We start from the raw sequence: 24,687 nt of genomic DNA, 5'->3' as shown, positions 1-24,687 counted from the left end.
CTAAGGGTGCGCCGCCCCCTGCGCCGCTGGCAGCGGGCGTTCGCGCAGCAGGAAGAAGCACAGCCCCGACACCGTCAGCGCCACCGCCGCCACGATCAGCGCGGGATCGTACCGGCCGTAGACGTCGTGCAGCCGCCCGAACGCCACGATCCCCGCCGCCGTCCCCGCCAGCGCGATCGGCAGGATGCTGCCGTAGATCTCGCCATAGGCGCGCAGGCCGAACAGGCGCGCGGTCAGGAACGGCAGCAGGTCGTTGTCCGCCCCGTTCATCAGGCCCGCGGCGAAGACGAAGGCCAGCGCAAGCACGAACCCCGGCTCCGGGATCAGCAGCGCCGCGAAGCCCGCGGCGGACAGCAGCGCTACTCCCGCCGCGACCCCCTGCGGCGCCATGCGGTCCACCAGCATGCCGATCGACAGCCGCCCGACGACCTGGCTGACGCCGTAACTGGTCAGCAGCAGCGTCGCCTGCCCCACCGACAGGCCGCGTTCGGTCCCGAACGGCACCATCTGCGTCACCAGCCCGACACTGGCCAGGTTGACCATCGCGACCCCCACCGCCAGCAGCCAGAAGCGCGGGTCGCGCCGCGCCTCCGGCCCGGTGAAGCCGGCGACGGGCGTATCGGCATCGACCGCGTCGACCGTCCGCGCAGTCGGCGTGGCAGGAACGCGACGGATCAGGAACAGGACCAGCGGCAACGCGATCAGCACGGTCGACGCCGCCAGGACGTACAGGCCGCCGCGCCACCCCTGCGCGTCGATCGCCAGCCCGACCAGCGGCGGCATCGCCAGCGTCGTCACCGACAGGCCCGACGTGGCGATCCCCAGCGCCAGCCCGCGCCGGCGCACGAAACAGGCGGCGACCAGCTTCCCGTACACCACGCTGCTCGTCCCCGGCACCGCGAAGGCCAGCATCGCCACCAGCATTTGATAGTGGATCAGCATCCCGCCCTGCCGCGCCAGCCCGACATAGGTCGCGCCCAGGAGCAGCATCGCGCCGACGATGACGGGCCGGATGCCGATACGGTCCGCCAGCCGCCCCAGGAACGGCGCGACGAGGCCGCCCAGCAGGCCGATCGCCGCGGCGGTCGCGACCTCCCCGCGGCTCCACCCGAATTCCGTCGTCATCCCCGACAGGAACAGGCTGGACAAATTCTGGAACAGGCCCGGGCCGAAGCCGATCCCCAGCATCGCGGCGACGACCAGCGGCCAGCCCCGCCGCCATTCCGCGCGCGTTTCTCTCTCCATCGCGGCGGAGCCTAGGGCGTCGCGACGCGGGGGGCAATGGCGCGACCGACCCTCACGACATCGCCTTATGTCGCTGATCGCGCGGCGCTTTCCGGCCGCGGCCTAATGGTCCGGCGAATGTGCCGCACCATGGGCGTCGGGCAGCGCGCGGTCGCCCAGCAGCAGGAAGCACAGCCCCGCCGCGACCAGCGCCGCGGCGCCCAGCAACAGGGCGATGCGATAATCGCCGAACGCATCGCGCAGCCGCCCGAAACCGATGACCCCGATGCCCGTCCCCGCCAGTGCGACCGGCATCCCGCTGCCGAATATCTCCGCATACGCGCGCAGGCCGAACAGGCGCGCGGTCAGGAACGGCAGCAGGTCGTTCTCCGCCCCGTTCATCAGCCCCGCGAGGAACACCAGCAGCAGCAACGGCCCCAGCCCCCCGACACCGCTGGCCAGCAGCAGGAAGGCGATGGCGGACACGAGCGCGAAGGCGGCGGCGACGGGCTGCGGCCGGAACCGGTCGATCAGCACGCCGATCGACAGCCGCCCCGCGACCGCGCTGGCGCCGAAGGCGGTCAGCAGCAGCGCCGCCTGTCCCCCGCTCAGCCCGCGTTCGATGCCCAGCGGCACGACCTGCGTCACCAGCCCGGTGGTGGCGCCGTTGACCAGCGCCGCCGACGCCACCACGCGCCAGAAGCGCGGATCGCGCCGCGCCTCCGCCGCGGTGACGCCCGTGGCCGGGCGCGCCGCCGCGTCGGCCGCCGCCGACCGCGTCGGGCCCGCGGGCATGCCGCGCAGCGCCAGGAGGATCGCGGGCAGCACGACGCCGACCGCCACGATCCCCAGCGCGATCAGGCCCCCGCGCCAGCCGAAGGCGGCGATCACCGCGCCGATCGCGGGCGGCGCGACGATCGTGGCGACCGCCAGCCCCGCGGTGGAGATGGCGAGCGCCAGTCCGCGATGCCGCACGAACGCCGCGGCGATCAGCTTGCCGTACACCAGGCTGCTGGTCCCCGGCACCGCCAGCACCAGCAGCACGACCGCCAGCTGATATTGCCAGATCGCGCCGGTCATCGACGCCAGCCCGACATAGCCCGCGCCCAGCAGCAGCATCGTGGCGACGATGACGGGGCGCAGCCCGATGCGGTCCGCCAGCCGGCCGACGACGGGTGCGACGACCGCGGCGATCAGCGCGACGCCCGCCGCGGTCGATATCTGCCCGCGGGTCCAGCCGAATTCCGCCTCCAGCCCCGGGGTGAACAGGCTGGACAGGTTCTGGAACAGGCCCGGCCCGATCGCGGCGGCGAGCATCCCCGCCGCCACCACGGGCCAGCCGGCGCGCCATTCCCCGGCGCCGTCGGTCGCGGAATCGGGGGCCGTTCCCAACCCTATCGTCCCGATGCGCCGGCGCGATCCGTGCCGGTGGCGCCGCGCATCGCGGATCGGACGGGACGGTGCGGGTGGTCGTCGAACAAGGGGCGCCCATATCCTGCGTGAAGCGATGGCCGCCGACAGCGATAGCGAACGGCCGCGGGTGCGCAAGGTGCGCTGCGCTACAGCGCGATGGCCGTCACCGCCGCGTCGTCCGGCAACGCATCGAACAGCGCCGCCTCGGTCCCCGTCACCCACACCTGGCCCAGCCCCGCGAGGCGCCGGAACAACGCGGCGCGGCGCACGGGATCGAGATGCGCGGCGACCTCGTCCAGCAGCAGCACCGGCCGCCGTCCGCGCCGGTCCGCGACCAGCGCGGCATGGGCGAGCACGATGCCCAGCAGCAGCGCCTTCTGCTCCCCCGTCGACGCCAGCGCCGCGCCGCGCGCCTTTTCGACATGGCGGACGACCAGGTCGACGCGATGCGGGCCGACCAGCGTGCGCCCGGCCGCGGCATCGCGCATCCGCGACGCGGCGAGCGCGGCGGCGAGCGCGGGCGCATCCCCCGCCCATCCGTCCAGCGCCAGCGCGGCGCGCGGCAGGTCGGGCGCGGGCGTCGCCGCCAGCGCCGCGTCCAGCGCGGCGACGGTGTCGCGGCGGCCCGCGTCCAGCGCGGTCCCGTGCCGCGCCATCTGCACCTCCAGCGCGGCGAGCCAGTCCGCGTCGGGATGCGGTTCCGCCAGCACGCGGTTGCGATCGCGCATCGCGGCCTCGTACCGCGCCGCGTGGGTGGCGTGCGACGGCACGAGCGCCAGCGTCAGCCGGTCGAGGAAGCGGCGCCTCTCCCCCGCGGGCTCCACGAACAGCCGGTCCATCGCGGGCGTCAGCCACAGGATCGCGCTGCGTTCCGCCAGCGCGGCGGCGGGGGCGGCGGCGCCGTTGACGCGCACGACCCGCCGATCGGGCGCGGACGCCAACGTGCCCGTCGCGACCTCCACCCCGTCGTCCAGCGTCGCGGCGACGCCGAAGCCCCCGCCCCCGCCCTCCCGGGCCCCGTCCTCCCGGGCCATGTCCGACAGCGCCGCCCGGCGCAGCCCGCGCCCGGGGGCGAGCAGCGACACCGCCTCCAGCACGTTGGTCTTGCCCGCGCCGTTCGCGCCGGTCAGCACGACGAAATCCGCCGCCGGCGCGATGGTCAGCGCGGCGTGGTTGCGAAAATCGGTGAGGACCAGCCGCGACAGCATCGCGCGCGGTGTAGGGGGCGGTCGTGGCGCCGTCACCCCCGCGCGGGCGCGACGGGCGGGTCGATCCGCGCTATGCCGCCATCCGCTCCGGCGCCACCGCCGCCGCTTCCTCGCGCCGCTCGCTCAGGTACGACGCCATCGCCGGTCCCAGCACGCGCTGCGCCTCGCGATAGATCGCGGGGTCGCGGATGCCCAGGCGGGCACGCGCGGCGTCGATCGGCTCGTGCAGCAGCGTCAGGTAATCCTCGCCCGAAATCCACGCCGCCGCGCGGCCGTGGCGATAGCCCTCCCACACCGCCTTCGCGAACAGGGCGCTGCCCGTCACCTTCAGGCTCTTCAACGCGGCGGCGGAGCCGATGAACGCCCAGCCGAGCCCGCCCACCTGCGCGAAGCTGAACGCCACCAGGCACGCCTCGCCCAGGCTCTCGTCCGCCTTGTACCCGGTCAGCACGTGCCAGATGTCGTGCGTGTCGCGGATGCGGCGGCCCATCCAGGCATAGGGGTGCGCGATATCCTCCTCGGTCGGCGCCAGCTTGCTGACCGCGACCAGGCCGTCGGCGGAATAGCCGGTGGATTCGAGGAAGTGGCGATAGGCCGCGCCGACCGTGCCGGGCGCGAAGGACGCGACGAAAGCGGGGTCGGCGAACCGCGCCGCCAGTTCGACCTGATCGTGCGCGATGCGGCCGCCCTGCGACGTGGCGAGCAGTTTCGCGTAATTCTCCGGCGCATTGCCGACGTTCAGCGCGCGCATGATGCGGAACACCTGCGTCGTGTCGTCGCCGTTCGCCATCAGCTTTCGGATGGCGTCGACCGCGGTCCGCCAGTCGCGGCGGCCGGACGTATCGGGAAAGGGCGGAAGCTTCGCCATGAGTCGCGACTCCTTGCTGACATCTGTGTCAGTAGATTATCGCTGACATGGATGTCAACAACGCTAACGCCGGCCAGACAATCGCTCGATATCGCCATGCGCCAGCTTCGCCCAACTGGAAGCGATAAACACATTTCGCTCATCGTCCGGGAGTGGTGGATAGCAGCCGCTACAATTGCCCAAGCGACAGGTTAGTCGTCGGTATCAAAAACCATAGTTCGGCGACGGCAGCCATTAACAGCAGAACGGCTAGTACCAGGTTTTGTTCGAGCATACCGCGTCGAAACGAAAAGCTACCCATAGCGAGTGCAAGGGTAAGCGTCCCAAGTAAAAGCGCGTTTGCCCGCACCGTACTCGTTTCGAGCCAGTAGGTCGCATTGAAAAGCGCATAGCTCACGAAAAATAGCGCGTACGCAGCCACGGGCAAGAAGGCGAGTAGAAATATTACCCGAAACGCCTTTACCATGTCGTCCCCTGTCGCGCCGGCGTAGTGGCGTACGAGAAAGTCCACAATTGGGCGTTAGCGACCAACGTTCCAACCTCGGACGCCCGACTTACAGTTTGAATGCCCCCCATCCATAACCCGTTCATCTTCGACCAAAAAGCTTTTCAATGTCCGAATTCGCCAGCTTCACCCACGTCGGTCGCCCGTGGTTGCACTGGCCCGAATGCGGGGTCGCCTCCATCTCGCGGAGCAGCGCGTTCATCTCCGCGACCGACAGCACGCGGCCCGCGCGGACGGAGCCGTGGCAGGCCATCGTGCCCGCCAACGCGTCGAGGCGTTCGCGCAAGGACAACGCCTCGTCATAGGCGGCCAGTTCGTCGGCCAGGTCGGCGACGAGGCCGGCGGGGTCGGCCTGTCCCAGCAGCGCGGGCGTCGCGCGGACCAGCATGGCGCGCGGGCCGAAGCGTTCGAGGTCGAGGCCGAAGTCGGACAGCTCCCCGGCGCGCGCCTCCAGCCGGTCGCAGGCGGGTTCGTCCAGTTCCACGACCTCGGGGATCAGCAGCGCCTGCGCCGCAACGCGCCCGCCCGCCAGTGCGCGGCGCATGCGTTCGAGGACGAGGCGCTCGTGCGCGGCATGCTGGTCGACCAGCACGAGGCCGTCCTCCGCCTCGGCGACGATATAGGTCTTCGCCACCTGCCCGCGCGCGACGCCCATGGGGTGGGCGTGCGTGTCGGGGGGTGGCGCCCACGCGGGTTCGGCGCGCGCCGCGGGGGGCGCGGCGAAGAAGGTGGGTCGGGGATCGTGGAGATGGCGGGAAAGCCCCTCCCCTCCCCCGTCGCTCTCCACCCCGGCGAACGCCGGGGTCCAGTCGGGGGAGGGCGCACCTGGATCCCGTCTTTCGCCGGGATGGTCGGGGAAAACGGTGCCTTCGGATCGCCACAACGCCATCACATCCGCCGGCGCCCCATGCGCCACCCGGTGCCCGGCGGCGTCGAGCGCGCGGCGCAGGCCCGACACGATCAGGCCGCGGACCAGCTGCGGGTCGCGGAAGCGGACCTCGGTCTTCGCCGGATGGACGTTCACGTCCACCTCGGTCGCGGGCACGTCCAGGAACAGCGCGACGACCGCGTGGCGGTCGCGCGGCATCATCTCGGCATAGGCGCCGCGGATCGCGCCGATCAGCAGCCGGTCCTTCACCGGGCGACCGTTCACGAACAGATACTGGTGGTCCGCCACGCCGCGATGGAACGTCGGCAGGCCCGCGACGCCGCCCAGCACATGGCCGTCGCGCACGAAATCGATCGCGACCGAATTGTCGATCAGCGCGCGGTCGGTCAGCGCGGCGACGCGTTCCGGGCGATCGGCAGCGGCGGGTACGGACAGGGCACGGCGGCCGTCGTGCTCGACGGAGAAGGCGACCTCCGGCCGCGCCATCGCCAGCCGCTTCACCACATCCATGCAGGCGCCGTATTCGGCCCGCGCCGACCGCAGGAACTTGCGCCGCGCGGGCACGCGCGCGAACAGGCCCTGGACCACCACGCGCGTGCCCGGCGGCATCGCGGCGGGCCCCTCGCGCTCCGTCGCGCCATTGTCGATCGTGACCGCCCAGCCTTCCGCGCCGTTCGGGCGGCTCTCGATCGTCACGCGCGCGACCGACGCGATCGAGGGCAGCGCCTCGCCCCGGAAACCGAGCGTCGCGACCGCCTCGATATCGTCGGTCGGCAGCTTGCTGGTGGCGTGGCGTTCGAGCGCGAGGCGGATGTCCCCGGGGGTCATTCCGCGGCCGTCGTCGGCCACCTCGATCCGCTCCACGCCGCCCGCGGCGAGCACGATTCCGACCCGCGTGGCGCCCGCGTCCAGCGCGTTCTCCACCAGTTCCTTCAACGCGCTGGCCGGTCTTTCCACCACTTCACCGGCGGCGATACGGTTGACCAGATGCGAGGGGAGACGGCGTATTGACACGATGCGGTCCCTAGCCCAAGCGACCCCATCCCGCGAGCCTCAAGAAGACTCGGTCGAGGCCTTTTAACGGCATCGGCCCGTGCGGGATGATCGGCGATCACCCCGGCACCCGCCGGCCTGACGGACACCCCCACCATGTTTCTTTCGCGCCTGTTCAAGATGACCTCGCACGACATGGCGATCGACCTCGGCACCGCCAACACGGTGGTGTACGTGCGCGGCCGCGGCATCGTGCTGAACGAGCCGTCGGTGGTGGCCGTGGAGACGATCAACGGGGTGAAGCGCGTCAAGGCGGTCGGCAACGACGCGAAGCTGATGATGGGCAAGACGCCGGGTTCGATCGAGGCGATCCGCCCGCTTCGCGACGGCGTGATCGCGGACATCGACGTCGCCGAGCAGATGATAAAGTATTTCATCGAGAAGGTGCACGGCAAGCGCCGCTTCATGCGCTGGCCCGAGATCGTGATCTGCGTCCCCTCCGGTTCGACGAAGGTGGAGCGCCGCGCGATCCGCGATGCGGCGCAGAACGCGGGCGCGAGCGCAGTGTACCTGATCGAGGAGCCGATGGCGGCGGCGATCGGCGCGGACATGCCGGTGACCGAGCCGATCGGCAGCATGGTCGTCGACATCGGCGGCGGCACGACCGAGGTCGCGGTGCTGTCGCTGCGCGGCCTGGCCTATACGACCAGCGTGCGCGTGGGCGGCGACAAGATGGACGAGGCGATCGTCAGCTACGTGCGCCGCAACCACAATCTGCTGATCGGCGAGGCGACGGCGGAGCGGATCAAGCAGGAACTGGGCTGCGCGAAGCCGCCCGCGGACGGCGTCGGCCGCACCGTCTACATCAAGGGCCGCGACCTGGTGAACGGTGTGCCGAAGGAGATCCAGATCACGCAGGCGCAGATCGCCGAAGCGGTCAGCGAGCCCGTCGCCGCGATCGTCGACGGCGTGCGCATCGCGCTGGAGAATACCGCGCCCGAACTGGCGGCGGACATCGTCGACCAGGGCATCGTCCTGACCGGCGGCGGCGCGCTGCTTCAGGGGCTGGACGAGGTGTTGCGCGACGAAACCGGGCTGCCCGTCACGATCGCGGACGATCCGCTGATCTGCGTCGCGATCGGGACCGGCCGCGCGCTGGAAGACCCGATGTTCCGCGCCGTGCTCCAGAACGGCTGACCGACACGAGCGGCAGGGAGGCGGGAATGGCGCCGTCGCGCGATCGGCGCCCCGGCTTTTCGCGACGGGCGCAATACGGGCTGTTCGTCACCTGGGTGCTGGGGATCGCCGGCGCGCTGGTGGGGGCGGCGCTGCTGGCGCTGTCGCTGTTCAATCCCACGGGGTTCGCCGCGGTGCGATCGGGCGTGGCGGAAGTGACCGTGCCCGTCTCCGCGGCGATGGCGTGGGTCGCGCGCGGCGTCGTGGCGGTGCCGCAGGCGATCGGCGGATGGATCGACGTGCACGGCGAGAATGAACGGCTCAGGGCGCGGGTGCAGCGCAGCGCGGGCGCGTTGATGGCGGGCCGTGCGGCGATGCTGGAAAATGCGCGCCTGCGTCGCCTGGTCGCGTTCCGCGAACGCGACGCGACCGTCGTCGCGGTGACGCGCATCGTCAGCACGTCGTCGTCGAGCACGCGGCGCTACGGCCTCTTGAACGCCGGTCGCTGGCAGGGCGTGGAGGAAGGGCAGCCGGTCCGCGGGCCGGAGGGGCTGATCGGCCGCGTGCTGGAGGCGGGCCCCGGTACCGCGCGCGTCCTGCTGCTGACCGACCCCGAAAGCGTCGTCCCCGTCCGCCGCCTGCGCGACGGGCGCGCGGCGCTGGCGGCGGGACGCGGCGACGGCCTGGTCGACATCCGCACGATCGATACCGCGGACGGCAAGTTCCGTGCGGGCGACGTGTACGTGACGACCGGGGTCGGGGGCATCTACACGCCCGGCGTGCCGGTGGCGCAGGGACTGGCGGCGGGCACCGACAGCGCGCCCGCGCGGCCGTTCGCGCGCCCCGACTCGCTCGACGTCGCGATGGTGTCGCGGCAGTATTTCGCGCCGCCGCCCCCCGCCCCCGCCGCGGCGCCGACTCCCGCCCCTGTCCCTGCCCCCGCCCCGACACGCGCGCCGTGACGCTGCCGCCGCGCTCCCCGTTTGCGGAACCGATGGCGGGCAATCGCGCGCGCCTGCTGCCGTGGACCAGCGTGATGGCCGGCTCGCTGGTGACGATCCTGCCGCTGGGCGCGACATTGCCGCTGCTGCCGCCGATGGGGCTGCTGATGCTGCTGGCGTGGCGTCTGCTGGCGCCGCTGGCACTGCGGCTGTGGGCGCCCGCGTTGCTGGGCTTCTTCGACGATTTGGTGTCGGGCCAGCCGCTGGGCAGCGCGACGTTGCTGTGGCCGCTTGCCTATTTCCTCGTCGACGCGCTGGAGGCACGATCGGGCGTGCGCGACTTCTGGACGACATGGGCCATCGCGACGGTGGCGATCGCGCTCGTGCTGGCGGGCGGGCGGATCGTCGCGACGCCGATCACCGCGCATGTCGACATCGCGCTGGCGTTCCAGGTCGTGATCGCGGTGTTCGTCTTCCCCCTGGTCGCGCGATTCGTCGCGTGGGTCGACCTGAGGCGCGTCGGCTGATGCGGCGCGCGCCCCGCATCATGACAGAGGCGGCGCAGGCGATCACCTTCTCGCGCCGCGCGTGGCTGCTCGGCGCGGCGCAACTGGGCGTGGGCGGCGTCCTGATCGGGCGGATGGGCTGGATCGCGATCGCGCAGAACGAACGCTACAGCATGTTGAGCGAGAGCAATCGCGTCAGCCAGACCGCCATCCTGCCGCGCCGCGGGTGGATCATCGACCGCCACGGCGCGCCGATCGCCAGCAACCGCACCGATTTCCGCGTCGACGTGATCCCCGACCGGCTGCGCGATCGCGACCGTACGCTGGAGGCGCTGCGCCGCCTGCTGCGCCTGACGCCGGAGGACATGCTGCGGATCGAGGAGGATTTGAAGAAGGCCGCCGGGTTCCAGCCGGTGGAGATCGCGGACAATATCGACTGGGAACGCTTCGCCGCCGTGCAGGTGCGCCAGCCCGAGCTGCCCGGCGTCGCCCCCACGCGCGGCTTCGCGCGCCTGTATCCCGCGGGCGCGGCGGTGGCGCACCTGACCGGCTATGTCGGCGGCGCCACCGCGGAACAGTTCCGCGAGACGCGCGACCCGCTGCTGGTCACGCCGGGGTTCAAGCTGGGCAAGGACGGGCTGGAAAAGACGCTGGAACCCGTCCTGCGCGGCAAGGCGGGCGCGAAGCGGATCGAGGTGACCGCGCGCGGGAAGCTGGTGAAGGAACTGGCCACCCGCATCGACGTACCGGGAAAGACGGTGCAGCTGACGATCGATGCGGGATTGCAGGAATATGCCGCGCGCCGGCTGGGCACCAATTCCGGCTCCGCGGTCGTGTTCGACGTCGCGTCGGGCGAGATGCTGGCGATGGTCAGCATGCCCGCCTACGACCCGAACAGCTTTTCCGACGGGATCAGCCACCTAGAATGGAACATGCTGTCGCAGGACGACCACGTTCCGCTGATGAACAAGGTGACGCAGGGGCTGTACCCGCCCGGCTCCACCGTGAAGCCGATGAACGGCCTGGCGCTGCTGGCGGCGGGGGTGAAGCCGGAGGAGCGGATCTTCTGCTCCGGCGCGCTGCGCGTGGGCAGCGGCGTGTTCCATTGCCACAAGCGCCGCGGCCACGGGCCGCTGAACATGAAGCAGGCGATCGAGCAGTCCTGCGACATCTATTTCTACGAAATGATCCGGCGGCTGGGCTACGACCGCGTCGCGCCGGTCGCGCGGATGCTGGGGCTGGGGCAGAAATTCGACCTGCCCTTGACGACGCAGCGCTACGGCACCGTGCCCGACAGCGCGTGGAAGCTGCGGAAATACCGGACCGACTGGAAGGTCGCCGATTCGCTGAACGCGTCGATCGGCCAGGGCTATGTCCTCGCCAACCCGCTTCAGCTGGCGGTGATGGCGACGCGGATCGCATCGGGGATGGACACGATCCCGACGTTGCTGCGCGATCCACGCAAGCCGGCGGCGAAGCCGATCGGGATCGATCCGGAGCATTTCCGCATCATCCGCGAGGCGATGTTCGGTGTCGTCAACGGCGGCGGCACCGGCGGCGCGGCGCGCTTGCAGGTCCCGGGCGTCGGCCTGGCCGCGAAGACGGGCACGGCGCAGGTCCGGCGGATCACGATGGCGGAGCGGCGATCGGGCGTGCTGTCGAACGGACAATTGCCGTTCAAGCTGCGCGACCACGCCCTGTTCGTCTGCTTCGCGCCCTACGACAACCCGCGCTACGCCGCGGCGATCGTGCTGGAACATAACGGCCATACGATCCGCAACCTCGATACCCCGCTGATCGGGCGCGACATCATGACGTATCTGTTCGACCGCGAACGCGCGCTGAAGAGCCTGGCGGAGGTCGAGCCGACATGGGGCGGCGACATCCGCACGCGCATGGCGGCGCAGGAGGCGGCGTATCGCGCGATGCAGTCGGCGCCGCCGCCGGGCGCCGCCGCGACCGCGGACGACGTCCCCGCGCCCAGCGTCTCCAACGCGGTCGACGCCGCCACCGACGCCTCCAACGCCAGCACCGAGGCGATCGTGCGCGACATCCAGAACGGCGACGGTCCCGCGCGCATCGGCTCCCCCGAACCGGAAACCGAGGCGGAGCGCCGCAACACCCCGCTGTCCGACGAGGGCACGCGCTGATGCGCCCCGCCCTGCCCGATGCGGTCGCCGGGCTGCCGTGGCGCATGCTGCTGCTGGTCGCGGCGATCGGCTGTTTCGGGCTGGTGGTCCTGTATTCGGCCGCCAATGCCAGCCTGCGGCCGTGGGCGTTGCCGCAGGGCATCCGCTTCGGCGTGTTCCTGTGCGGGGCGCTGGTGCTGTCGCGCGTGCCGCTGGACTGGTTCCGGCAAGCCGCCTTTCCCGCCTATGGCGCGCTGCTGATCGCGCTGGTGCTGGTCGAATTCCTCGGCGCGGTACGCGGGGGGAGTCAACGGTGGTTGGACCTGGGCTTCATCCGGTTGCAGCCGTCCGAACTGATGAAGCTGGCGATCGTGCTGGCCACCGCGCGATTCTACGAAATGCTGCCTGCGGCGGAGACGCGGCGGTTCCAGGCGATCTGGCCCGCCGCGGTGCTGATCGGCCTGCCCGCGGTGCTGGTGATGCTCCAGCCCGACCTCGGCACCGCGCTCATGATCTGCGCCGGCGGGGGGACGGTGATGTTCCTGGCGGGCGTACCGTTGCGCCTGTTCGTCGGCGGCGCGCTGGCGGTCGCGGTCGCGGCGCCGCTGGCGTTCATGTTCGTGCTGCACGATTACCAGCGCAACCGCGTGCTGATCTTCCTCGATCCCGAAAGCGATCCGCTGGGCACCGGCTATCACATCAGCCAGTCGAAGATCGCGATCGGATCGGGCGGCTTGTGGGGCAAGGGCTTCCTGAACGGCACGCAATCGCACCTCGATTACCTGCCGGAGGGGCATACCGATTTCGTCTTCGCCACGATGGCGGAGGAATGGGGGCTGCTGGGCGGGATCTTCGTCATCGCCGCCTTCCTGCTGGTCATCCGCTGGGGCGTGAACGTCGGCGTGCGCGCGCAGACGCGGTTCGCGAAGCTGGCGGCGGCGGGGCTGGCGGCGACGATCTTCTATTATGTCGCGATCAACCTGGCGATGGTGATGGGCCTCGCCCCCGTCGTCGGCATCCCGTTGCCGCTGGTCAGTTTCGGGGGGTCGGCGCAGATGACGGTGCTCATCTCGCTCGGCCTGCTGATGGCGATCGACCGGGCGAACCGCCGCACCGCGCGCTGGTAAAACGAAAAAGGCGTTTGCATTGCCCGGCACCGGTTGCTAACGGCGCGCTTCCCGATCGCGGGTCGCCCTTTCCAAGGCGGCATCCACCGCGCATCGTACGGACGCATAGCTCAGTTGGTAGAGCAGCTGACTCTTAATCAGCGGGTCCTTGGTTCGAGCCCAAGTGCGTCCACCATATTTTTCCGACGGCTCCGCAGCGATGCGGGGCCGTTGTGCTATATAGCCCTTCTCCCGATCCCAAAGGACACGACATCTTCATGGCTGGTTTCAAGCTCCCCGATTTCAACGACCGCGCCGCCGCTGCCCGCGATGCCAAGGCGAAGGCGCTGGAGAAGCTGAAGAACAAGCCCGCGCCCGATCCCGAGGTCGTCGCCGCGCGTGCCGCCGCGAACGAGGCGCGCGCGGCCGCGGAGGCGGAGAAGCGCGAGGCGCGCCGCGCCGCGATCGAGGCCGAGAAGGCCGCGAAGGAGGAGGCGCGCGCCGCCGCCGCCGCCGCCGCCGAGGCGGAGGAGGCCGAGAAGCAGGCCGCCGCCGAAGCCGCCGCCGCGGCCAAGCGTCCCCCGTCCCTGCCCACCGCGGCGGAGATGAAGGAGGCGCGCGACGCCCGCTACGCCGCACGCAAGGCGCGCCAGAAGAAGTGATCCCGCGCGAGCTGGTCGGTGTGGCCGAGGTGCCCGGCGGCCCGCCGCTGCGGCTGTTCCGGCGCGGCGACGATTTCATGATCGTGCTCGACCGCAACGAATTGATGAGCACGCGCGCACGCGGCTCGGAAATCGCGCTGGGCACGATGACGCTGGACCGGATCGCGGACCGGCCCGCGCCGCACGTGCTGGTCGGCGGCTACGGCATGGGCTTCACGCTGCGCGCGCTGCTGGCGCGACTCGGCCCGCAGGCGCGGGTGACGGTAGCGGAGCTGGTGCCCGGCATCGTCGAATGGGCGCGCGGGCCGATGGCGGCGTTGACCGACGGCTGCCTGGACGACCCGCGCGTCACGCTGGAGATGTGTGACGTCGGCGCGACGATCCGTGCCGGTGCGGGCACGTACGATGCGATCCTGCTGGACGTCGACAACGGCCCCGACGGCCTGACCCGCCCCGCCAACGACGGCATCTATACCGCGCGGGGGCTGACGCAGGCGCGAATGGCCTTGCGCCCCGGCGGCGTGCTGGCGGTCTGGTCCGCCGCGCCCGACCCCGCCTTCGCGCGGCGGCTGGCGCAGGGCGGCTTCGCGGTGGACGAGGTGAAGGTGCGCGCGCGGGAGAACGGCAAGGGGCCGACGCACGTGATCTGGTTCGCGCGCGCGGGGTAAGCGGGCGCTTCTTGCGACAACAGTCTGGTTCACGGCACGATGGACCCCGGATCAGGTCGGGGGTGACGGGATGCAGGCGGAGGACCGACGTACCTGACCTGCGGTGTCATTGTGTCCCCGCGAAGGCGGGGACCCAGTCTGGGCTCCCGCCTTCGCGGGAGCACAATGGCGCCATTCAACGACCTGGGACAGAGTGAGACGCTCCCGCGAAACCGCGAAGCCGCAAGGAAGTTCGGGTTCACGCGGAGGCGCGGAGGACGCGGAGGTGTCGCGCACCGGGCTGATCCAGGGGCCGATTACCGGCCGATCCGACGTCGCTGCTTCGATAAAGGGAGTGCCGGTTTGCGTTACACTTTACTCGCCGCGCCTTCCGCGCCTCCGCGCGAACCAATCTCTTGCCTCACTTCGCGTCTTTGCGGCTTCGCGCGAACATCTTTCACCGTAAAATTGCATGTCGATCGGCCCTGGATTGCCGCGTCGCTACGCTCCTCGCAATGACGTCTCGGCGACCAACCCCGCCAGCGCCGCATCGTCCAGCGGCTCCGCGCACAGGAACCCCTGGTAATAGGTGCACCCCTTCGCCGCGAGCAGCGCGCGTTGCGCCTCGGTCTCCACGCCCTCCGCGATCGTCTCCAGCGACAGCGCCGCGGCGATGGCGATGACGCCTTCGACCACCGCACGGCGGCGGCGTTCGCCGACGATATCCTGCGTCAGCGCGCGATCGATCTTCAGGTAATCGAGCGGCAGCGTGGCGAGATAGGCGAGGCTGGAATAGCCGGTCCCGAAATCGTCGATCGCGATCCGGCACCCGGCGGCGCGCACCGCCTGCAACGCGGGCGCGACCGCGTCGAGATCGTCGATCAGGCCGCCTTCGGTGATCTCCGCCGTCACGCGCGCGGGCGCCACCCCGCTTGCGGCGACGCGGGCGAGGAACCGCTCCGCGAAATCCGCGCGCGCAACATCGGCCGCGGTGACGTTCACCGCGACGCGCAGCGACGCCAGCGTCGCGGGCCACGCCGCTACGCGCGCCAGCGCGAGCGATTGCAGATGGTCCGACAGCGCGATGCCCAGCCCCGCGCGGTCCGCCGCCGCCAGCAGGCTGGCCGCGCCCAGCATCCCCAGCCGCGGATGCTGCCACCGCGCCAGCGCCTCCACCCCCGCGATCCGCCCGGTCGCCAGCGCGACCTGCGGCTGGAACAGCACCTCGATCTCGCCGCGGTCCATCGCGCGGTGCAGGTCCGCGGCCAGCGCGCTGAGCGCCGCGCCGTCATGGTCGGGCGCGACCTGCGTCGTCGCCCCCTCCCCCCCGCGCGCGTTCGCCAGCGCCTCCGCGGCACGGCGCAGCAGCTCCGCGGGCGCCTCCTCGCTGCCCGCGCGCGCCACGCCGATCCGCGCCCCGACCTGGATCGTCTCCCCCATCACCGCGAAGGGAGTCGCCAGCGCGCGCTCGACCGCCGCCAGCGCGCTGTCCGATTCGCCCGCCAGCACGATCGTGAAGGTCGATCCGTCGCGCGTGACGATCGCGGCATGCGCGGCCAGCGCCTGCGCCAGCCGGACCTGCGCCGCCTGCACCAGCGCGTCGCCGGTGGCGCGGCCGAAGGCGGTGTTGACGATCTCGAAACTGGTCAGCGACGCGATCATCGCGGTCACGCCCGCGTCGGGATGCGCCGCCGCGAAGGCCGCGGCATCCTCCTCCGCCGCCAGTTCGTCCGCGCGCCGCCCGTCGCCGCGCACGCGCCGGACGTGGCGCGCGGCGAACCGCAGCGTCACGCCCAACGTCTCGAGCCCGATCGCGACATGCGTCGCGCCCGCATCGTACACGCGGTCCGCCGCCGCCGGATCGGTCACCAGCGCCACCAGCGCCGCGCCGCGCGCCTGTGCGCGGGCATCCTCCGCCGCCACCGCCGCCGTGCCCGTGCGCGCATCGACCAGCAGCATGCGCGCGTCGTCCGCGATGCGCCACCCGGCCAGCGCCACCGCCTCCGCCACATCGTCTGTCGCGCCCGGCACGATCCGTACCGTCGCGCGTTCGTCGTCCATGTCCGAAACCATCACCGCCGACCCTAGCGGTCGCGTCGCCGCATCGCCATTCGCTTCTTGCCGGGCACTGTCCCACGACCTAGCTGTCATATCGTGAGCGATACGAACGCCCCCTTGGTCGACGGCTTCGGCCGCACGATCCGCTACCTGCGGGTGTCGGTCACCGATCGCTGCGACCTGCGCTGCCGTTATTGCATGGCGGAACATATGACCTTCCTGCCGCGCGAGAAGATCGCGACGCTGGAGGAACTGGCGGTCATCACCGAACGGTTCATCGCGCGCGGCGTGCGCAAGGTGCGGCTGTCGGGCGGCGAGCCGCTGGTGCGGCGCGACGTCATGGACCTGACGCGGCGGCTGGGCCGGCACGTCGGCGGCGCGCTCGACGAGTTGACGATGACGACCAACGGCACGCGGCTGGCGCAGCATGCCGGCGCGCTGGTCGATGCGGGGATGCGCCGCGTGAACGTCAGCCTCGACAGCCTCGACGCCGACCGCTTCCGCTTCATCACCCGCCACGGCGACCTGTCCCAAGTTCTGGGCGGCATCGCGGCGGCGAAGGCGGCGGGGCTGGCGGTGAAGATCAACATGGTCGCGCTGAAGGGCCTGAACGAGGACGAGATCGCGGGGATGCTCGACTGGTGCGTGGGCGAGGGCCACGACCTGACGCTGATCGAGACGATGCCGCTGGGCGCGATCGACGAGGATCGGACCGACCGCTTCCTGCCGCTGACGGTGGTGAAGGAGCGGCTGGAGGCGACGCACCGGCTGGAGCGCGACGGCCAGACGACCGGCGGGCCGGCGCGCTACTGGCGGGTCGACGGCAGCGCGACGAAGCTGGGGTTGATCTCGCCGCTGACCGCCAATTTCTGCGACGGGTGCAATCGCGTGCGGCTGACGACCGAGGGGCGGCTGTACACCTGCCTCGGCCATGACGATCACCGCGACCTGAAGTCGGCGTTGCGCGAGGGCGGCGTGCCCGCGCTCGACGCCGCGATCGCGGACGCGCTCGCGACCAAGCCGCGCCGCCACGACTTCCGCATCGGCGCGGACGAGGCGCCCGCGGTCGCGCGCCACATGAGCGTCACCGGCGGATGAACAGCCGGGAATCGGACGGCTATCCCCGGCGCGCGCTGGTGGCGTCGCCGACTCCCCCGGCGCAGGTGGCGCGTGCCGAACTGGCGGACGCGTGGGAATGGTGCCGGCTGGAGGACGCCGACCTCGTCATCGCGCTGGGCGGCGACGGGTTCATGTTGCAGACGCTGCACAATCTGCTCGAACGCCGCGGCACGATCGTGCCCGTGTTCGGGATGAACCTGGGCACCGTCGGCTTCCTGATGAACGAATGGCGGCGCCACGGGCTGGACGAGCGGTTGCGGCGGGCGAAGGCGTTCAAGGTCGCGCCGCTGACGATGACCGCGACCGGCGTCGACGGCCGCGTCCACACCCTGCCCGCGATCAACGAGGTGTCGCTGCTGCGCGAGACGCGGCAGACCGCGAAGTTGCAGGTGTCGGTGAACGACCGCGTGGTGCTGGAGGAATTGTCGTGCGACGGCATCCTGGTCGCGACGCCCGCGGGGTCGACCGCGTACAACCTGTCCGCCAACGGACCGATCCTGCCGCTGGCCTCCAGCCTGGTGACGCTGACCCCGATCAGCGCGTTCCGCCCGCGGCGCTGGCGCGGCGCGATCCTGCCCGATCGCGCGCGCGTGACATTGCGCGTGCTCGACGCCGCGAAGCGCCCGGTGTCCGCGGTGGCGGACCAGCGCGAGGTGCGCGAGGTGGCCGAAGTGTCGATCGCGATCGACCGTTCGCGCGAACTGACCCTGTTGTTCGACCCCGACCATGCGCTGGACGACCGCATCACGATGGAACAGTTTCTGGCGTGACGAATGGGGTTGCACGCGCGCGCTTTGCCCGTATAGAGCCGCCTTCCGCGACGCACGTTCCCCGATAGCTCAGCGGTAGAGCATTCGACTGTTAATCGAATGGCCGTAGGTTCGAATCCTACTCGGGGAGCCAGTCGCGCAGCCGGTTTCGTCGTCCCGGACCCAAACCGTTCATCGCACGTTCCACTCGTACCGCCTACGCAGGCGCATCGCGCCGTCCCCTTGCGGCGCGTTCGGAGAGTGACTGACATGGTGACCAACTGGGGTCGCAAGGCGATGGTGGCGGCGCTCGTGGCGAGCACGACGCTGGTGGCCGCCTGCGCGACCGAGACGACGTACCGCCCGGCGACCGGATCGGGCTTCAACCGCAGCGGCTACAGCGACATCCGCATCGAACAGAACCGCTTCCGCGTGACGTTCGCGGGCAACACCGTCACCGATCGCGACGTGGTGGAACGCTACCTGTTGTTCCGCGCGGCGGAACTGACGGTGCAGAACGGCTACGATTATTTCGTCATGGCCGACCGCGACACCGACCGGCAGGCGCGCACCTTCTCCACCGGCGGCGGGTTCGGTCCCGGTTTCGGCGGGTTCGGCGGCGGCCTGTGGGGTCCGCGCTGGGGCTTCTACGGTCGCGGGTTCGGCTATCGCGCCTGGGATCCCTTCTGGGGCGGCCCGTGGGGCGGCTGGGGCGGCGGCGCGGACGTGCGCACCGTCGACCGGTACGAAGCGTCGGCCGAGATCGTTATGTTCAAGGGCACGCCCGAGCGCGGCAACGTGCGTGCGTTCAACGCGCGCTCGGTCATCGACAATATCGGGCCGACCGTGCGCCTTCCCAAGCCGTGAGGCGACGCGGGCTCCCGCCTTATCGGCGCGGAGCCCGCACTTGCCGCGCCAGCGACATCGCCGCGCGGACGTAGGCGGGGCCGCCGCAGACCGTCCACGCCTCCGGCAGGCGCAGGCGCGGGATGCGCGCGAGCACCGGGTGGTGCAGCATCTCCACCCCCTGATCCGCGACCCGGTCGGTCGCCGCCTCCACGATCAGATAGTCCGGCCGTGCCAGTGCCAGTTCCTCCAGCCCGATTCGGGCCAGCGCGGGCTTGCCCAGCGTCGTCGCCAGGTTGCGCAGGCCGACGCGGCGCATCAGGTCGTCGACCAGCGTCCCCTGCCCGGTCAGGAAACCGCGGCGTTGGTAATAGGCCGCGACCCGCCCGCGGCCCGCGTCGCGCGCGATCCGGGCGAGCGCGGCGTCCATCGCCGTGACGAGCGCCTCGCCGCGTGCCGGATGCCCGATCGCCGCCGCCACCGCGCGCGTCTGCCGCACGATGTCGGCGTAGCTGTTCGCCGGGTCGAGATCGAGCGTCGCGATCCGGCGGCCGCGCAATTGCGCCATCGTCGCCTGCCGCCGCCCGCTGGTGGCGATGATGAGGTCGGGGCGCAGCGCCAGCACGTCCTCCGCCCCGCCGCGCGTCAGCGTCACCCCCCTCGCCTCCGCCGCCGCCGCGGACATCGCCGGATCGCGCGCGAACTGCGTCAGCGCGGCGATCTGCCCGCGATCGGCGAGCGCCAATAGATACTGGTCGGCGCACAGGTTGAGCGACACGATCCGTTTGGGGGCCGCCGGGGCTGCGCCGATCGTGGCGAGGAGGAGCGGGAGGGCGAGGAGGCGCATCGGCACGCTTCTGCCCGTGGCCGGGCCGCGGCGCCAGTTCCGTTCGTCAGGCCGGGCTGGTCCCGGTAATCGTCGTATCGCGGTAGCATTAAATGTTGTTCGTGGTTCTTGAACTCGACCCTATCCTCCTGGTCCCACTGTGCTCCCGCGGAGGCGGGAGCCCAGACTGGGTCCCCGCCTGCGCGGGGGACACGAACGGCGGTACGTGTCCGAAGGACATAGGCATCGAATGCGTCCGGGCGCGCGCGGTGGCACAGCGCCAGCCCGATGGTCGTTCGTCATTTCGGGCGCGTGCCGGCATTCACGGTGCCGCAATCACGATGGCAAGGCATGCGGCGAGGTGGATGCCGGGACGAGCCCGGCATGACGGGTGCGTCTACCGACGGGGGCCGGTCTCGGGACGGGGCGCCCGGCTCATGGCGGCCTTCCCGACCGGACCCCGGCCTTCGGCGGGGAACGGCGGCGCAGGGCGGCGCATCATTGCCCCCGCTCCCCGCCGCGCCTACACGCCGCCCAGCCCATCCTCCCGAGCCCCAGATCCATGACCCGCAGCCGGCTGTGGCCCGTCCTCCTCTTCCTCGTCGTCGTCGCGGCCGTGCTCGCGGTCGCGGTCGGCAGCGCGTCGATCCCGCCGGCGCGCGCGGTTGCGGCGCTGCTCGGGCATGGCGACCCGGTCGAGCGCGCGATCCTGATCGAATTGCGCCTGCCGCGCGCGATCCTGGGCCTTGCGGTCGGGGCGATGCTGGGCGTGTCGGGCGCGGCGTTGCAGGGATATCTGCGCAATCCGCTGGCGGAGCCGTCGGTGCTGGGCGCGTCCAACGGGGCGGCGCTGGGTGCGGTGGTGGCGTTGTATTTCGGGCTGGCGGACGGGCATGCGCTGGCCCTGCCCGCATTGGGGATCGCGGGCGCGCTGGGGGCGCTGGCGCTGCTGTTCGCGCTGTCGGGCGGGACCGAGAGTCCGCTGACGCTGATCCTCGCGGGGATCGCGGTGTCGACATTGGCGGGGGCGGGGATCAGCCTGGCGCTGAACCTGTCGCCCAATCCCTTCGCCGCGATGGAGATCATGACGTGGCTGCTCGGCAGCCTGGAGGACCGGTCCTTCCGCCACGTCGCGCTGGCCTTGCCGTGCATCGCGGTCGGCATGCTGCTCCTGGCCGGGCAGGGCCGCGCGCTTGACGCGCTGACCTTGGGGGAGGACGGCGCCGCGGCGCTGGGAACGGACCTCAGCGCGACGAAGTGGCGGTTGTTGCTGGCGGTCGCGATCGGCGTCGGGGGGGCGGTGGCGGTGTCGGGGGCGATCGGCTTCGTCGGGCTGATCGTGCCGCATTTGATCCGCCCGCTGACCGATCGCAGCCCGTCCGCGCTGCTGTGGCCCAGCGCGCTGGCGGGCGCGGCATTGCTGACGTTCGCCGACGTCGCGGTGCGCGTGATCCCGACGACCAGCGAGTTGCGGCTGGGCGTCGTCACCGCCTTCCTGGGCGTGCCGGTGTTCCTGCTGCACCTGATGCGCGAGCGGCGATTGTGGTGACGCTGGCGACGGACCGGCTGGGCGTGTCGCTCGGCGGGCGCGCCGTGGTGCGCGATGTCGGCGTCTCGCTCGACGGCGGGCTGGTCGGCATCCTCGGCCCCAACGGCGCGGGCAAGTCCACTCTCGTCCGCGCCCTGCTCGGCCTGCTCCCGCATACCGGCACGATCACGCTCGACGGTGCCTCCCTCGCCACCATGCCGCGCGCCACGATCGCGCGGCGGGTCGCCTATCTTCCGCAGGGGCAGACGCTGCACTGGCCGCTGACCGTCGCACGCCTGGTCGCGCTCGGCCGCCTGCCCCACCTTGCCCCGTTCTCGCGGCCATCCGCCGCGGATCGGGCCGCGATCGACCGCGCGATGGCGCGCGCCGGGGTCGCCGACCTGGCGGAGCGGACCGCCACCGATTTGTCGGGCGGGGAGCGCGCGCGGGTGCTGCTCGCCCGCGCGCTGGCGGTGGAGGCGCCCGCACTGGTCGTCGACGAACCGCTCGCCAGCCTGGACCCCGCGCACCAGATCGAGGGAATGGAGCTGCTCCGTGCGGAGGCCGATGCGGGCGTCCTGGTCCTGGCGGTCCTGCACGACCTGTCGTTGGCGGCGCGATTCTGCGACCGCATCCTGGTCTTGCATGACGGCGCGCTGGTCGCGGACGGGGCGCCGTTATCGGTGCTGACACCGCATCTTCTGGCGCAAGTATATGGCATCACCGCCTTCTTCGGCGGTCGCGGCGAACCCGCGCTGGTCCCGCTCGACCGCATCCGCTGATCCGGCCCATGCCGAGGCGCCGATTGCCGCTTGCGCGATGCTGCACGTGCGATATGGGGCGCGCACGGTTCGGGCCTTCGGCCCGCGCCGGATCGCGCCGGTGCCCCGCGAGGGGCTTAATCGGGAATGCGGTGAGGACGGCGAGGAACCGTCCGAATCCGCGGCTGTCCCTGCAACTGTAAGCGGCGAGCGAGACGCACGGGCGGCGGGGCATCCCGCCGCAGCCACTGGGGAAACCTGGGAAGGCGTGCGTCGATGCTGTGACCCGCGAGCCAGGAGACCTGCCGGCGCGTGTCGCTCATGCCGCGCGTCCAGGGGATGGCCGGGGCACGGAAACGTCCGTTCGAGCGACTGACGCCACGCGGCCGGGGGCTGCGGACGGCGCCTGTCGTCCGGGCCCCGCGTTCGCCCGTGCGCCATGCGCCGGCGTTCGCCCGCTCGCCGGACGGACCGCCCCCACCGCGTTCTCGGACTCGACGCGGGGGAAGAACGGAAATGAAGACCATCGTATCGCTACTGGCACTGATCGCCACGACCCCGTCGCTGGCGCAGAGCAATCCGACACTGCCCACCACCGACGAGGCGGGGAACGCCATCGTCGTCACCGGATCGCGCTCCGGCGAGGCGACGGAGGTCAGGAACCTGCCCGCCTCCATCACCCTGCTGGGACCCGACGATCTGGCGGAGCGGCAGACGCGGATCGTGTCGGACATCCTGCGCGACGTCCCCGGCCTGGCGGTCAGCCGCACCGGCGCGGTCGGCGGCATGACGCAGGTGCGTATCCGCGGGAGCGAGGCGAACCACGTGCTGGTCCTGATCGACGGCATCGAGGTGTCGGACCCGTATCAGGGCGAGTTCGACTTCGGCACATTGATCGCGGACGAGGCGGCGAAGATCGAGGTCCTGCGCGGCCAGCAATCGTCGCTCTACGGCAGCGACGCGATCGGCGGCGTGATCCAGTACATCACCCTCACCGGCCGCGAGGCACCGGGCCTGTCGCTGCGCGCGGAGGGCGGATCGTTCGGCACCTTCGCGGGCGGCGCGCGTGCCGCGGGGGCGGGCGATACGGTCGACTATGCACTGTCGACGTCGCTGTATCGCACCGACGGCACCCCGACCGCGCGCGGCGGATCGCGCGATATCGGATCGACCAGCATCGGCGCGACGGCGAAGGCCACATGGACGCCGTCCGACGTCTTCACGCTGACCGGCGTCGGCCGCTACAGCCATGTCGATGCGCTGTCGAACGACACGCAGGGCAATCCCGTCAGCCCGAACTTCGGCCTGCCGATCGACAGTCCGGGGGTGAAGGTGCGCAACGAGGCGTTCTACGGCCTCGCGCGCGCGCAGCTGGCGCTGGCCGACGGCCGCTGGGTCACGGCCGTGACGGGGCAGATCGCGGATTCGGACCGTCGCGGCTTCGACGGCGGGGAGCGTAGCTTCGGCAACGAAGGGCGCCGCTACAAGGGATCGGCGGAGACCAGCCTGCGCTTCGGCAGCGACCGCGTCGTCAATCGCGTGACCGCGGCGGTCGACCTGGAGCGCGAGGTATTCCGGAACACCACGCCGTCCCCCTTCGCCTTCCAGGGCCGCCGCGCGACGACCAACTGGGGCTTCGTCGGCCAGTACGAACTGACCGTCGACGACGCATTTTCCGCGGGCGCCAGCATCCGGCGCGACGAGAATTCGCGCTTCGACGACGTCACGACGTGGCGCGCACAGGCGGGCTATCGCCTGCCCTTCGGACTGCGCGCGCGCGGCGCGTACGGGACGGGCGTCAAGAATCCGGGCTATTTCGAATTGTTCGGCTTCTCCGACGGCCGCTACATCGGCAACCCGAACCTGCGGCCCGAAAAGTCGAGGGGCTGGGAGGCCGGCGCGGATCAGGAGATCGCGGGCGGGAAGGCCACGGTCGGCGCGACGTATTTCGATAGCGTGCTGGAGGACGAGATCTTCACGACCTTCGCCCCCCCCACGTTCGTCGCCACCCCCGCCAACCGCACGACGCGCTCGCGCCAGCACGGCGTGGAGGTGTTCGGCTCGGCGACGCCGATCCCGCAGCTGAAGTTCGACCTGGCCTATACCTACCTGCGCGCGCGGGAGAACGGGGTGGAGGAGGTCCGCCGCCCCCGCCACGTCGCCAGCCTGAACACGACCGTGTTCGGCACCGACCGCCGCCTGTCGGGCACGCTGACCGTCCGCTACAACGGGCGCCAGACCGATGTCGCGTTCACCGATCCCAGCTTCCGGCCCGTCACCGTTGCGATGCAGGATTATGTGCTGGTGAACCTGGCCGCCGACTATCGCCTGACGGAGCGCCTGTCGCTGTTCGGGCGCGTCGAGAACCTGTTCAGCGAGCGGTACGAGGAGGTGTTCGGCTTCGCCACCCCCGGCGCGGGCGGCTATGCCGGCATCCGCGCCCGCCTGTAGCCGCGGATCGCGCGAAGCGGCTTGACCCGTCCCCTGGGTCCGGCCGCATCTGCCCGCGTGTCGGAAGCGGGAGCGTGATTCG

The 24,687-nt window shown here is 71.4% G+C and carries 21 protein-coding genes, 2 tRNA genes and 1 riboswitch; of the genes, 15 read left to right on the top strand and 8 right to left on the bottom strand.

Annotation, left to right across the window (positions count from 1 at the left end):
- The 6 genes from ASG29_RS09705 to mutL form a co-directional block, all read right to left on the bottom strand.
- Positions 1-1,245 (bottom strand): MFS transporter, encoded by a 1,245-nt coding sequence (locus ASG29_RS09705; protein ID WP_055983235.1) that lies wholly within the window; start codon positions 1,243-1,245, stop codon positions 1-3.
- Positions 1,246-1,347: 102 nt separating this feature from the next.
- Entirely contained in the window at positions 1,348-2,616 is a 1,269-nt protein-coding gene (locus tag ASG29_RS09700) for an MFS transporter (RefSeq protein ID WP_055983234.1), read from the bottom strand.
- A 167-nt stretch (positions 2,617-2,783) separates the two neighbouring features.
- Positions 2,784-3,845, bottom strand: coding sequence for a DNA replication/repair protein RecF (gene recF, locus ASG29_RS09695; protein ID WP_055983231.1), 1,062 nt, complete (start codon positions 3,843-3,845; stop codon positions 2,784-2,786).
- 70 nt (positions 3,846-3,915) lie between these two features.
- Complete coding sequence (locus tag ASG29_RS09690) at positions 3,916-4,713, bottom strand: Coq4 family protein (RefSeq protein ID WP_055983229.1); 798 nt, start codon at positions 4,711-4,713, stop codon at positions 3,916-3,918.
- Between the two features lie 169 nt (positions 4,714-4,882).
- Positions 4,883-5,179, bottom strand: coding sequence for a hypothetical protein (locus tag ASG29_RS09685; protein ID WP_156457972.1), 297 nt, complete (start codon positions 5,177-5,179; stop codon positions 4,883-4,885).
- A 121-nt stretch (positions 5,180-5,300) separates the two neighbouring features.
- On the bottom strand, positions 5,301-7,121 hold the full coding sequence (gene mutL, locus ASG29_RS09680; RefSeq protein ID WP_055983226.1) for a DNA mismatch repair endonuclease MutL: 1,821 nt from the start codon (positions 7,119-7,121) through the stop codon (positions 5,301-5,303).
- Between the two features lie 135 nt (positions 7,122-7,256).
- On the opposite strand from mutL, the gene ASG29_RS09675 reads away from it, so the two are divergent.
- The 8 genes from ASG29_RS09675 (at position 7,257) to ASG29_RS09640 (ending at position 14,288) form a co-directional block, all read left to right on the top strand.
- Positions 7,257-8,297, top strand: a complete 1,041-nt coding sequence (locus ASG29_RS09675; protein ID WP_055983224.1) for a rod shape-determining protein — start codon at positions 7,257-7,259, stop codon at positions 8,295-8,297.
- A 26-nt stretch (positions 8,298-8,323) separates the two neighbouring features.
- Positions 8,324-9,238 carry a rod shape-determining protein MreC gene (mreC, locus tag ASG29_RS09670; protein ID WP_055983222.1) on the top strand — a complete coding sequence of 305 codons (915 nt, stop codon included), beginning with the start codon at positions 8,324-8,326 and terminating at the stop codon, positions 9,236-9,238.
- 32 nt (positions 9,239-9,270) lie between these two features.
- Positions 9,271-9,744, top strand: coding sequence for a rod shape-determining protein MreD (mreD, locus tag ASG29_RS09665; protein ID WP_055983220.1), 474 nt, complete (start codon positions 9,271-9,273; stop codon positions 9,742-9,744).
- A complete protein-coding gene (gene mrdA / locus ASG29_RS09660) occupies positions 9,744-11,873 on the top strand; it encodes a penicillin-binding protein 2 (RefSeq protein WP_055983219.1) in 2,130 nt (709 codons plus the stop codon). Before mreD ends, mrdA begins: the two co-directional genes overlap by 1 nt.
- Positions 11,873-12,979, top strand: coding sequence for a rod shape-determining protein RodA (rodA, locus tag ASG29_RS09655; RefSeq protein WP_055983217.1), 1,107 nt, complete (start codon positions 11,873-11,875; stop codon positions 12,977-12,979). The genes mrdA and rodA overlap by 1 nt, the downstream gene beginning before the upstream one ends.
- Positions 12,980-13,078: 99 nt before the next feature.
- A tRNA-Lys gene (locus ASG29_RS09650) sits at positions 13,079-13,154 on the top strand.
- Between the two features lie 82 nt (positions 13,155-13,236).
- Complete coding sequence (locus ASG29_RS09645) at positions 13,237-13,620, top strand: DUF6481 family protein (RefSeq protein WP_055983215.1); 384 nt, start codon at positions 13,237-13,239, stop codon at positions 13,618-13,620.
- Positions 13,617-14,288 (top strand): spermidine synthase, encoded by a 672-nt coding sequence (locus ASG29_RS09640; protein WP_055983213.1) that lies wholly within the window; start codon positions 13,617-13,619, stop codon positions 14,286-14,288. Before ASG29_RS09645 ends, ASG29_RS09640 begins: the two co-directional genes overlap by 4 nt.
- A 480-nt stretch (positions 14,289-14,768) precedes the next feature.
- Here the strand turns inward: ASG29_RS09640 and ASG29_RS09635 are convergent, their stop codons facing one another.
- Positions 14,769-16,328: a GGDEF domain-containing phosphodiesterase gene (locus ASG29_RS09635; protein WP_082516052.1), complete on the bottom strand. Its 1,560-nt coding sequence runs from the start codon at positions 16,326-16,328 to the stop codon at positions 14,769-14,771.
- 93 nt (positions 16,329-16,421) lie between these two features.
- On the opposite strand from ASG29_RS09635, the gene moaA reads away from it, so the two are divergent.
- The 4 genes from moaA (at position 16,422) to ASG29_RS09615 (ending at position 19,060) form a co-directional block, all read left to right on the top strand.
- Positions 16,422-17,423 carry a GTP 3',8-cyclase MoaA gene (gene moaA, locus ASG29_RS09630; protein WP_235532855.1) on the top strand — a complete coding sequence of 334 codons (1,002 nt, stop codon included), beginning with the start codon at positions 16,422-16,424 and terminating at the stop codon, positions 17,421-17,423.
- On the top strand, positions 17,420-18,214 hold the full coding sequence (locus ASG29_RS09625; protein WP_055983209.1) for an NAD kinase: 795 nt from the start codon (positions 17,420-17,422) through the stop codon (positions 18,212-18,214). The genes moaA and ASG29_RS09625 overlap by 4 nt, the downstream gene beginning before the upstream one ends.
- 58 nt (positions 18,215-18,272) lie before the next feature.
- Positions 18,273-18,347, top strand: a tRNA-Asn gene (locus ASG29_RS09620).
- 116 nt (positions 18,348-18,463) lie between these two features.
- Positions 18,464-19,060, top strand: a complete 597-nt coding sequence (locus tag ASG29_RS09615) for a CC0125/CC1285 family lipoprotein (RefSeq protein ID WP_235532927.1) — start codon at positions 18,464-18,466, stop codon at positions 19,058-19,060.
- A gap of 19 nt (positions 19,061-19,079) precedes the next feature.
- On the opposite strand, the gene ASG29_RS09610 is transcribed toward ASG29_RS09615, so the two are convergent.
- A complete protein-coding gene (locus ASG29_RS09610; RefSeq protein ID WP_055983207.1) occupies positions 19,080-19,886 on the bottom strand; it encodes an ABC transporter substrate-binding protein in 807 nt (268 codons plus the stop codon).
- Between the two features lie 541 nt (positions 19,887-20,427).
- On the opposite strand from ASG29_RS09610, the gene ASG29_RS09605 reads away from it, so the two are divergent.
- The 3 genes from ASG29_RS09605 (at position 20,428) to ASG29_RS09595 (ending at position 24,605) form a co-directional block, all read left to right on the top strand.
- A complete protein-coding gene (locus ASG29_RS09605) occupies positions 20,428-21,414 on the top strand; it encodes a FecCD family ABC transporter permease (RefSeq protein ID WP_055983205.1) in 987 nt (328 codons plus the stop codon).
- The gene (locus ASG29_RS09600) at positions 21,408-22,175 is read left to right on the top strand and encodes an ABC transporter ATP-binding protein (RefSeq protein ID WP_055983203.1); all 768 of its coding nucleotides are present in this window, start codon (positions 21,408-21,410) and stop codon (positions 22,173-22,175) included. The genes ASG29_RS09605 and ASG29_RS09600 overlap by 7 nt, the downstream gene beginning before the upstream one ends.
- 81 nt (positions 22,176-22,256) lie before the next feature.
- A riboswitch (cobalamin riboswitch) is annotated at positions 22,257-22,479 on the top strand.
- A gap of 191 nt (positions 22,480-22,670) precedes the next feature.
- Positions 22,671-24,605 (top strand): TonB-dependent receptor plug domain-containing protein, encoded by a 1,935-nt coding sequence (locus ASG29_RS09595; protein WP_055983200.1) that lies wholly within the window; start codon positions 22,671-22,673, stop codon positions 24,603-24,605.
- The last annotated feature ends 82 nt before the right edge of the window (positions 24,606-24,687 follow it).

This window comes from Sphingomonas sp. Leaf412 (assembly GCF_001425405.1).
Classification (GTDB): Bacteria; Pseudomonadota; Alphaproteobacteria; order Sphingomonadales; family Sphingomonadaceae; genus Sphingomonas.
This window is presented reverse-complemented; position numbering and strand designations above follow the sequence as displayed.

Coding starts and splice junctions, on each gene's coding strand:
- rodA (WP_055983217.1), top strand. CDS start 11,873: ATGCGCCCCGCCCTGCCCGATGCGGTCGCCGGGCTGCCGTGGCGCATG.
- ASG29_RS09705 (WP_055983235.1), bottom strand. CDS start 1,245: ATGGAGAGAGAAACGCGCGCGGAATGGCGGCGGGGCTGGCCGCTGGTC.
- ASG29_RS09690 (WP_055983229.1), bottom strand. CDS start 4,713: ATGGCGAAGCTTCCGCCCTTTCCCGATACGTCCGGCCGCCGCGACTGG.
- ASG29_RS09610 (WP_055983207.1), bottom strand. CDS start 19,886: ATGCGCCTCCTCGCCCTCCCGCTCCTCCTCGCCACGATCGGCGCAGCC.
- mreD (WP_055983220.1), top strand. CDS start 9,271: ATGGCGGGCAATCGCGCGCGCCTGCTGCCGTGGACCAGCGTGATGGCC.
- recF (WP_055983231.1), bottom strand. CDS start 3,845: ATGCTGTCGCGGCTGGTCCTCACCGATTTTCGCAACCACGCCGCGCTG.
- ASG29_RS09605 (WP_055983205.1), top strand. CDS start 20,428: ATGACCCGCAGCCGGCTGTGGCCCGTCCTCCTCTTCCTCGTCGTCGTC.
- mreC (WP_055983222.1), top strand. CDS start 8,324: ATGGCGCCGTCGCGCGATCGGCGCCCCGGCTTTTCGCGACGGGCGCAA.
- ASG29_RS09645 (WP_055983215.1), top strand. CDS start 13,237: ATGGCTGGTTTCAAGCTCCCCGATTTCAACGACCGCGCCGCCGCTGCC.
- ASG29_RS09615 (WP_235532927.1), top strand. CDS start 18,464: ATGGTGACCAACTGGGGTCGCAAGGCGATGGTGGCGGCGCTCGTGGCG.
- ASG29_RS09675 (WP_055983224.1), top strand. CDS start 7,257: ATGTTTCTTTCGCGCCTGTTCAAGATGACCTCGCACGACATGGCGATC.
- ASG29_RS09595 (WP_055983200.1), top strand. CDS start 22,671: ATGAAGACCATCGTATCGCTACTGGCACTGATCGCCACGACCCCGTCG.
- ASG29_RS09685 (WP_156457972.1), bottom strand. CDS start 5,179: ATGGTAAAGGCGTTTCGGGTAATATTTCTACTCGCCTTCTTGCCCGTG.
- ASG29_RS09635 (WP_082516052.1), bottom strand. CDS start 16,328: ATGGACGACGAACGCGCGACGGTACGGATCGTGCCGGGCGCGACAGAC.
- mrdA (WP_055983219.1), top strand. CDS start 9,744: ATGCGGCGCGCGCCCCGCATCATGACAGAGGCGGCGCAGGCGATCACC.
- ASG29_RS09625 (WP_055983209.1), top strand. CDS start 17,420: ATGAACAGCCGGGAATCGGACGGCTATCCCCGGCGCGCGCTGGTGGCG.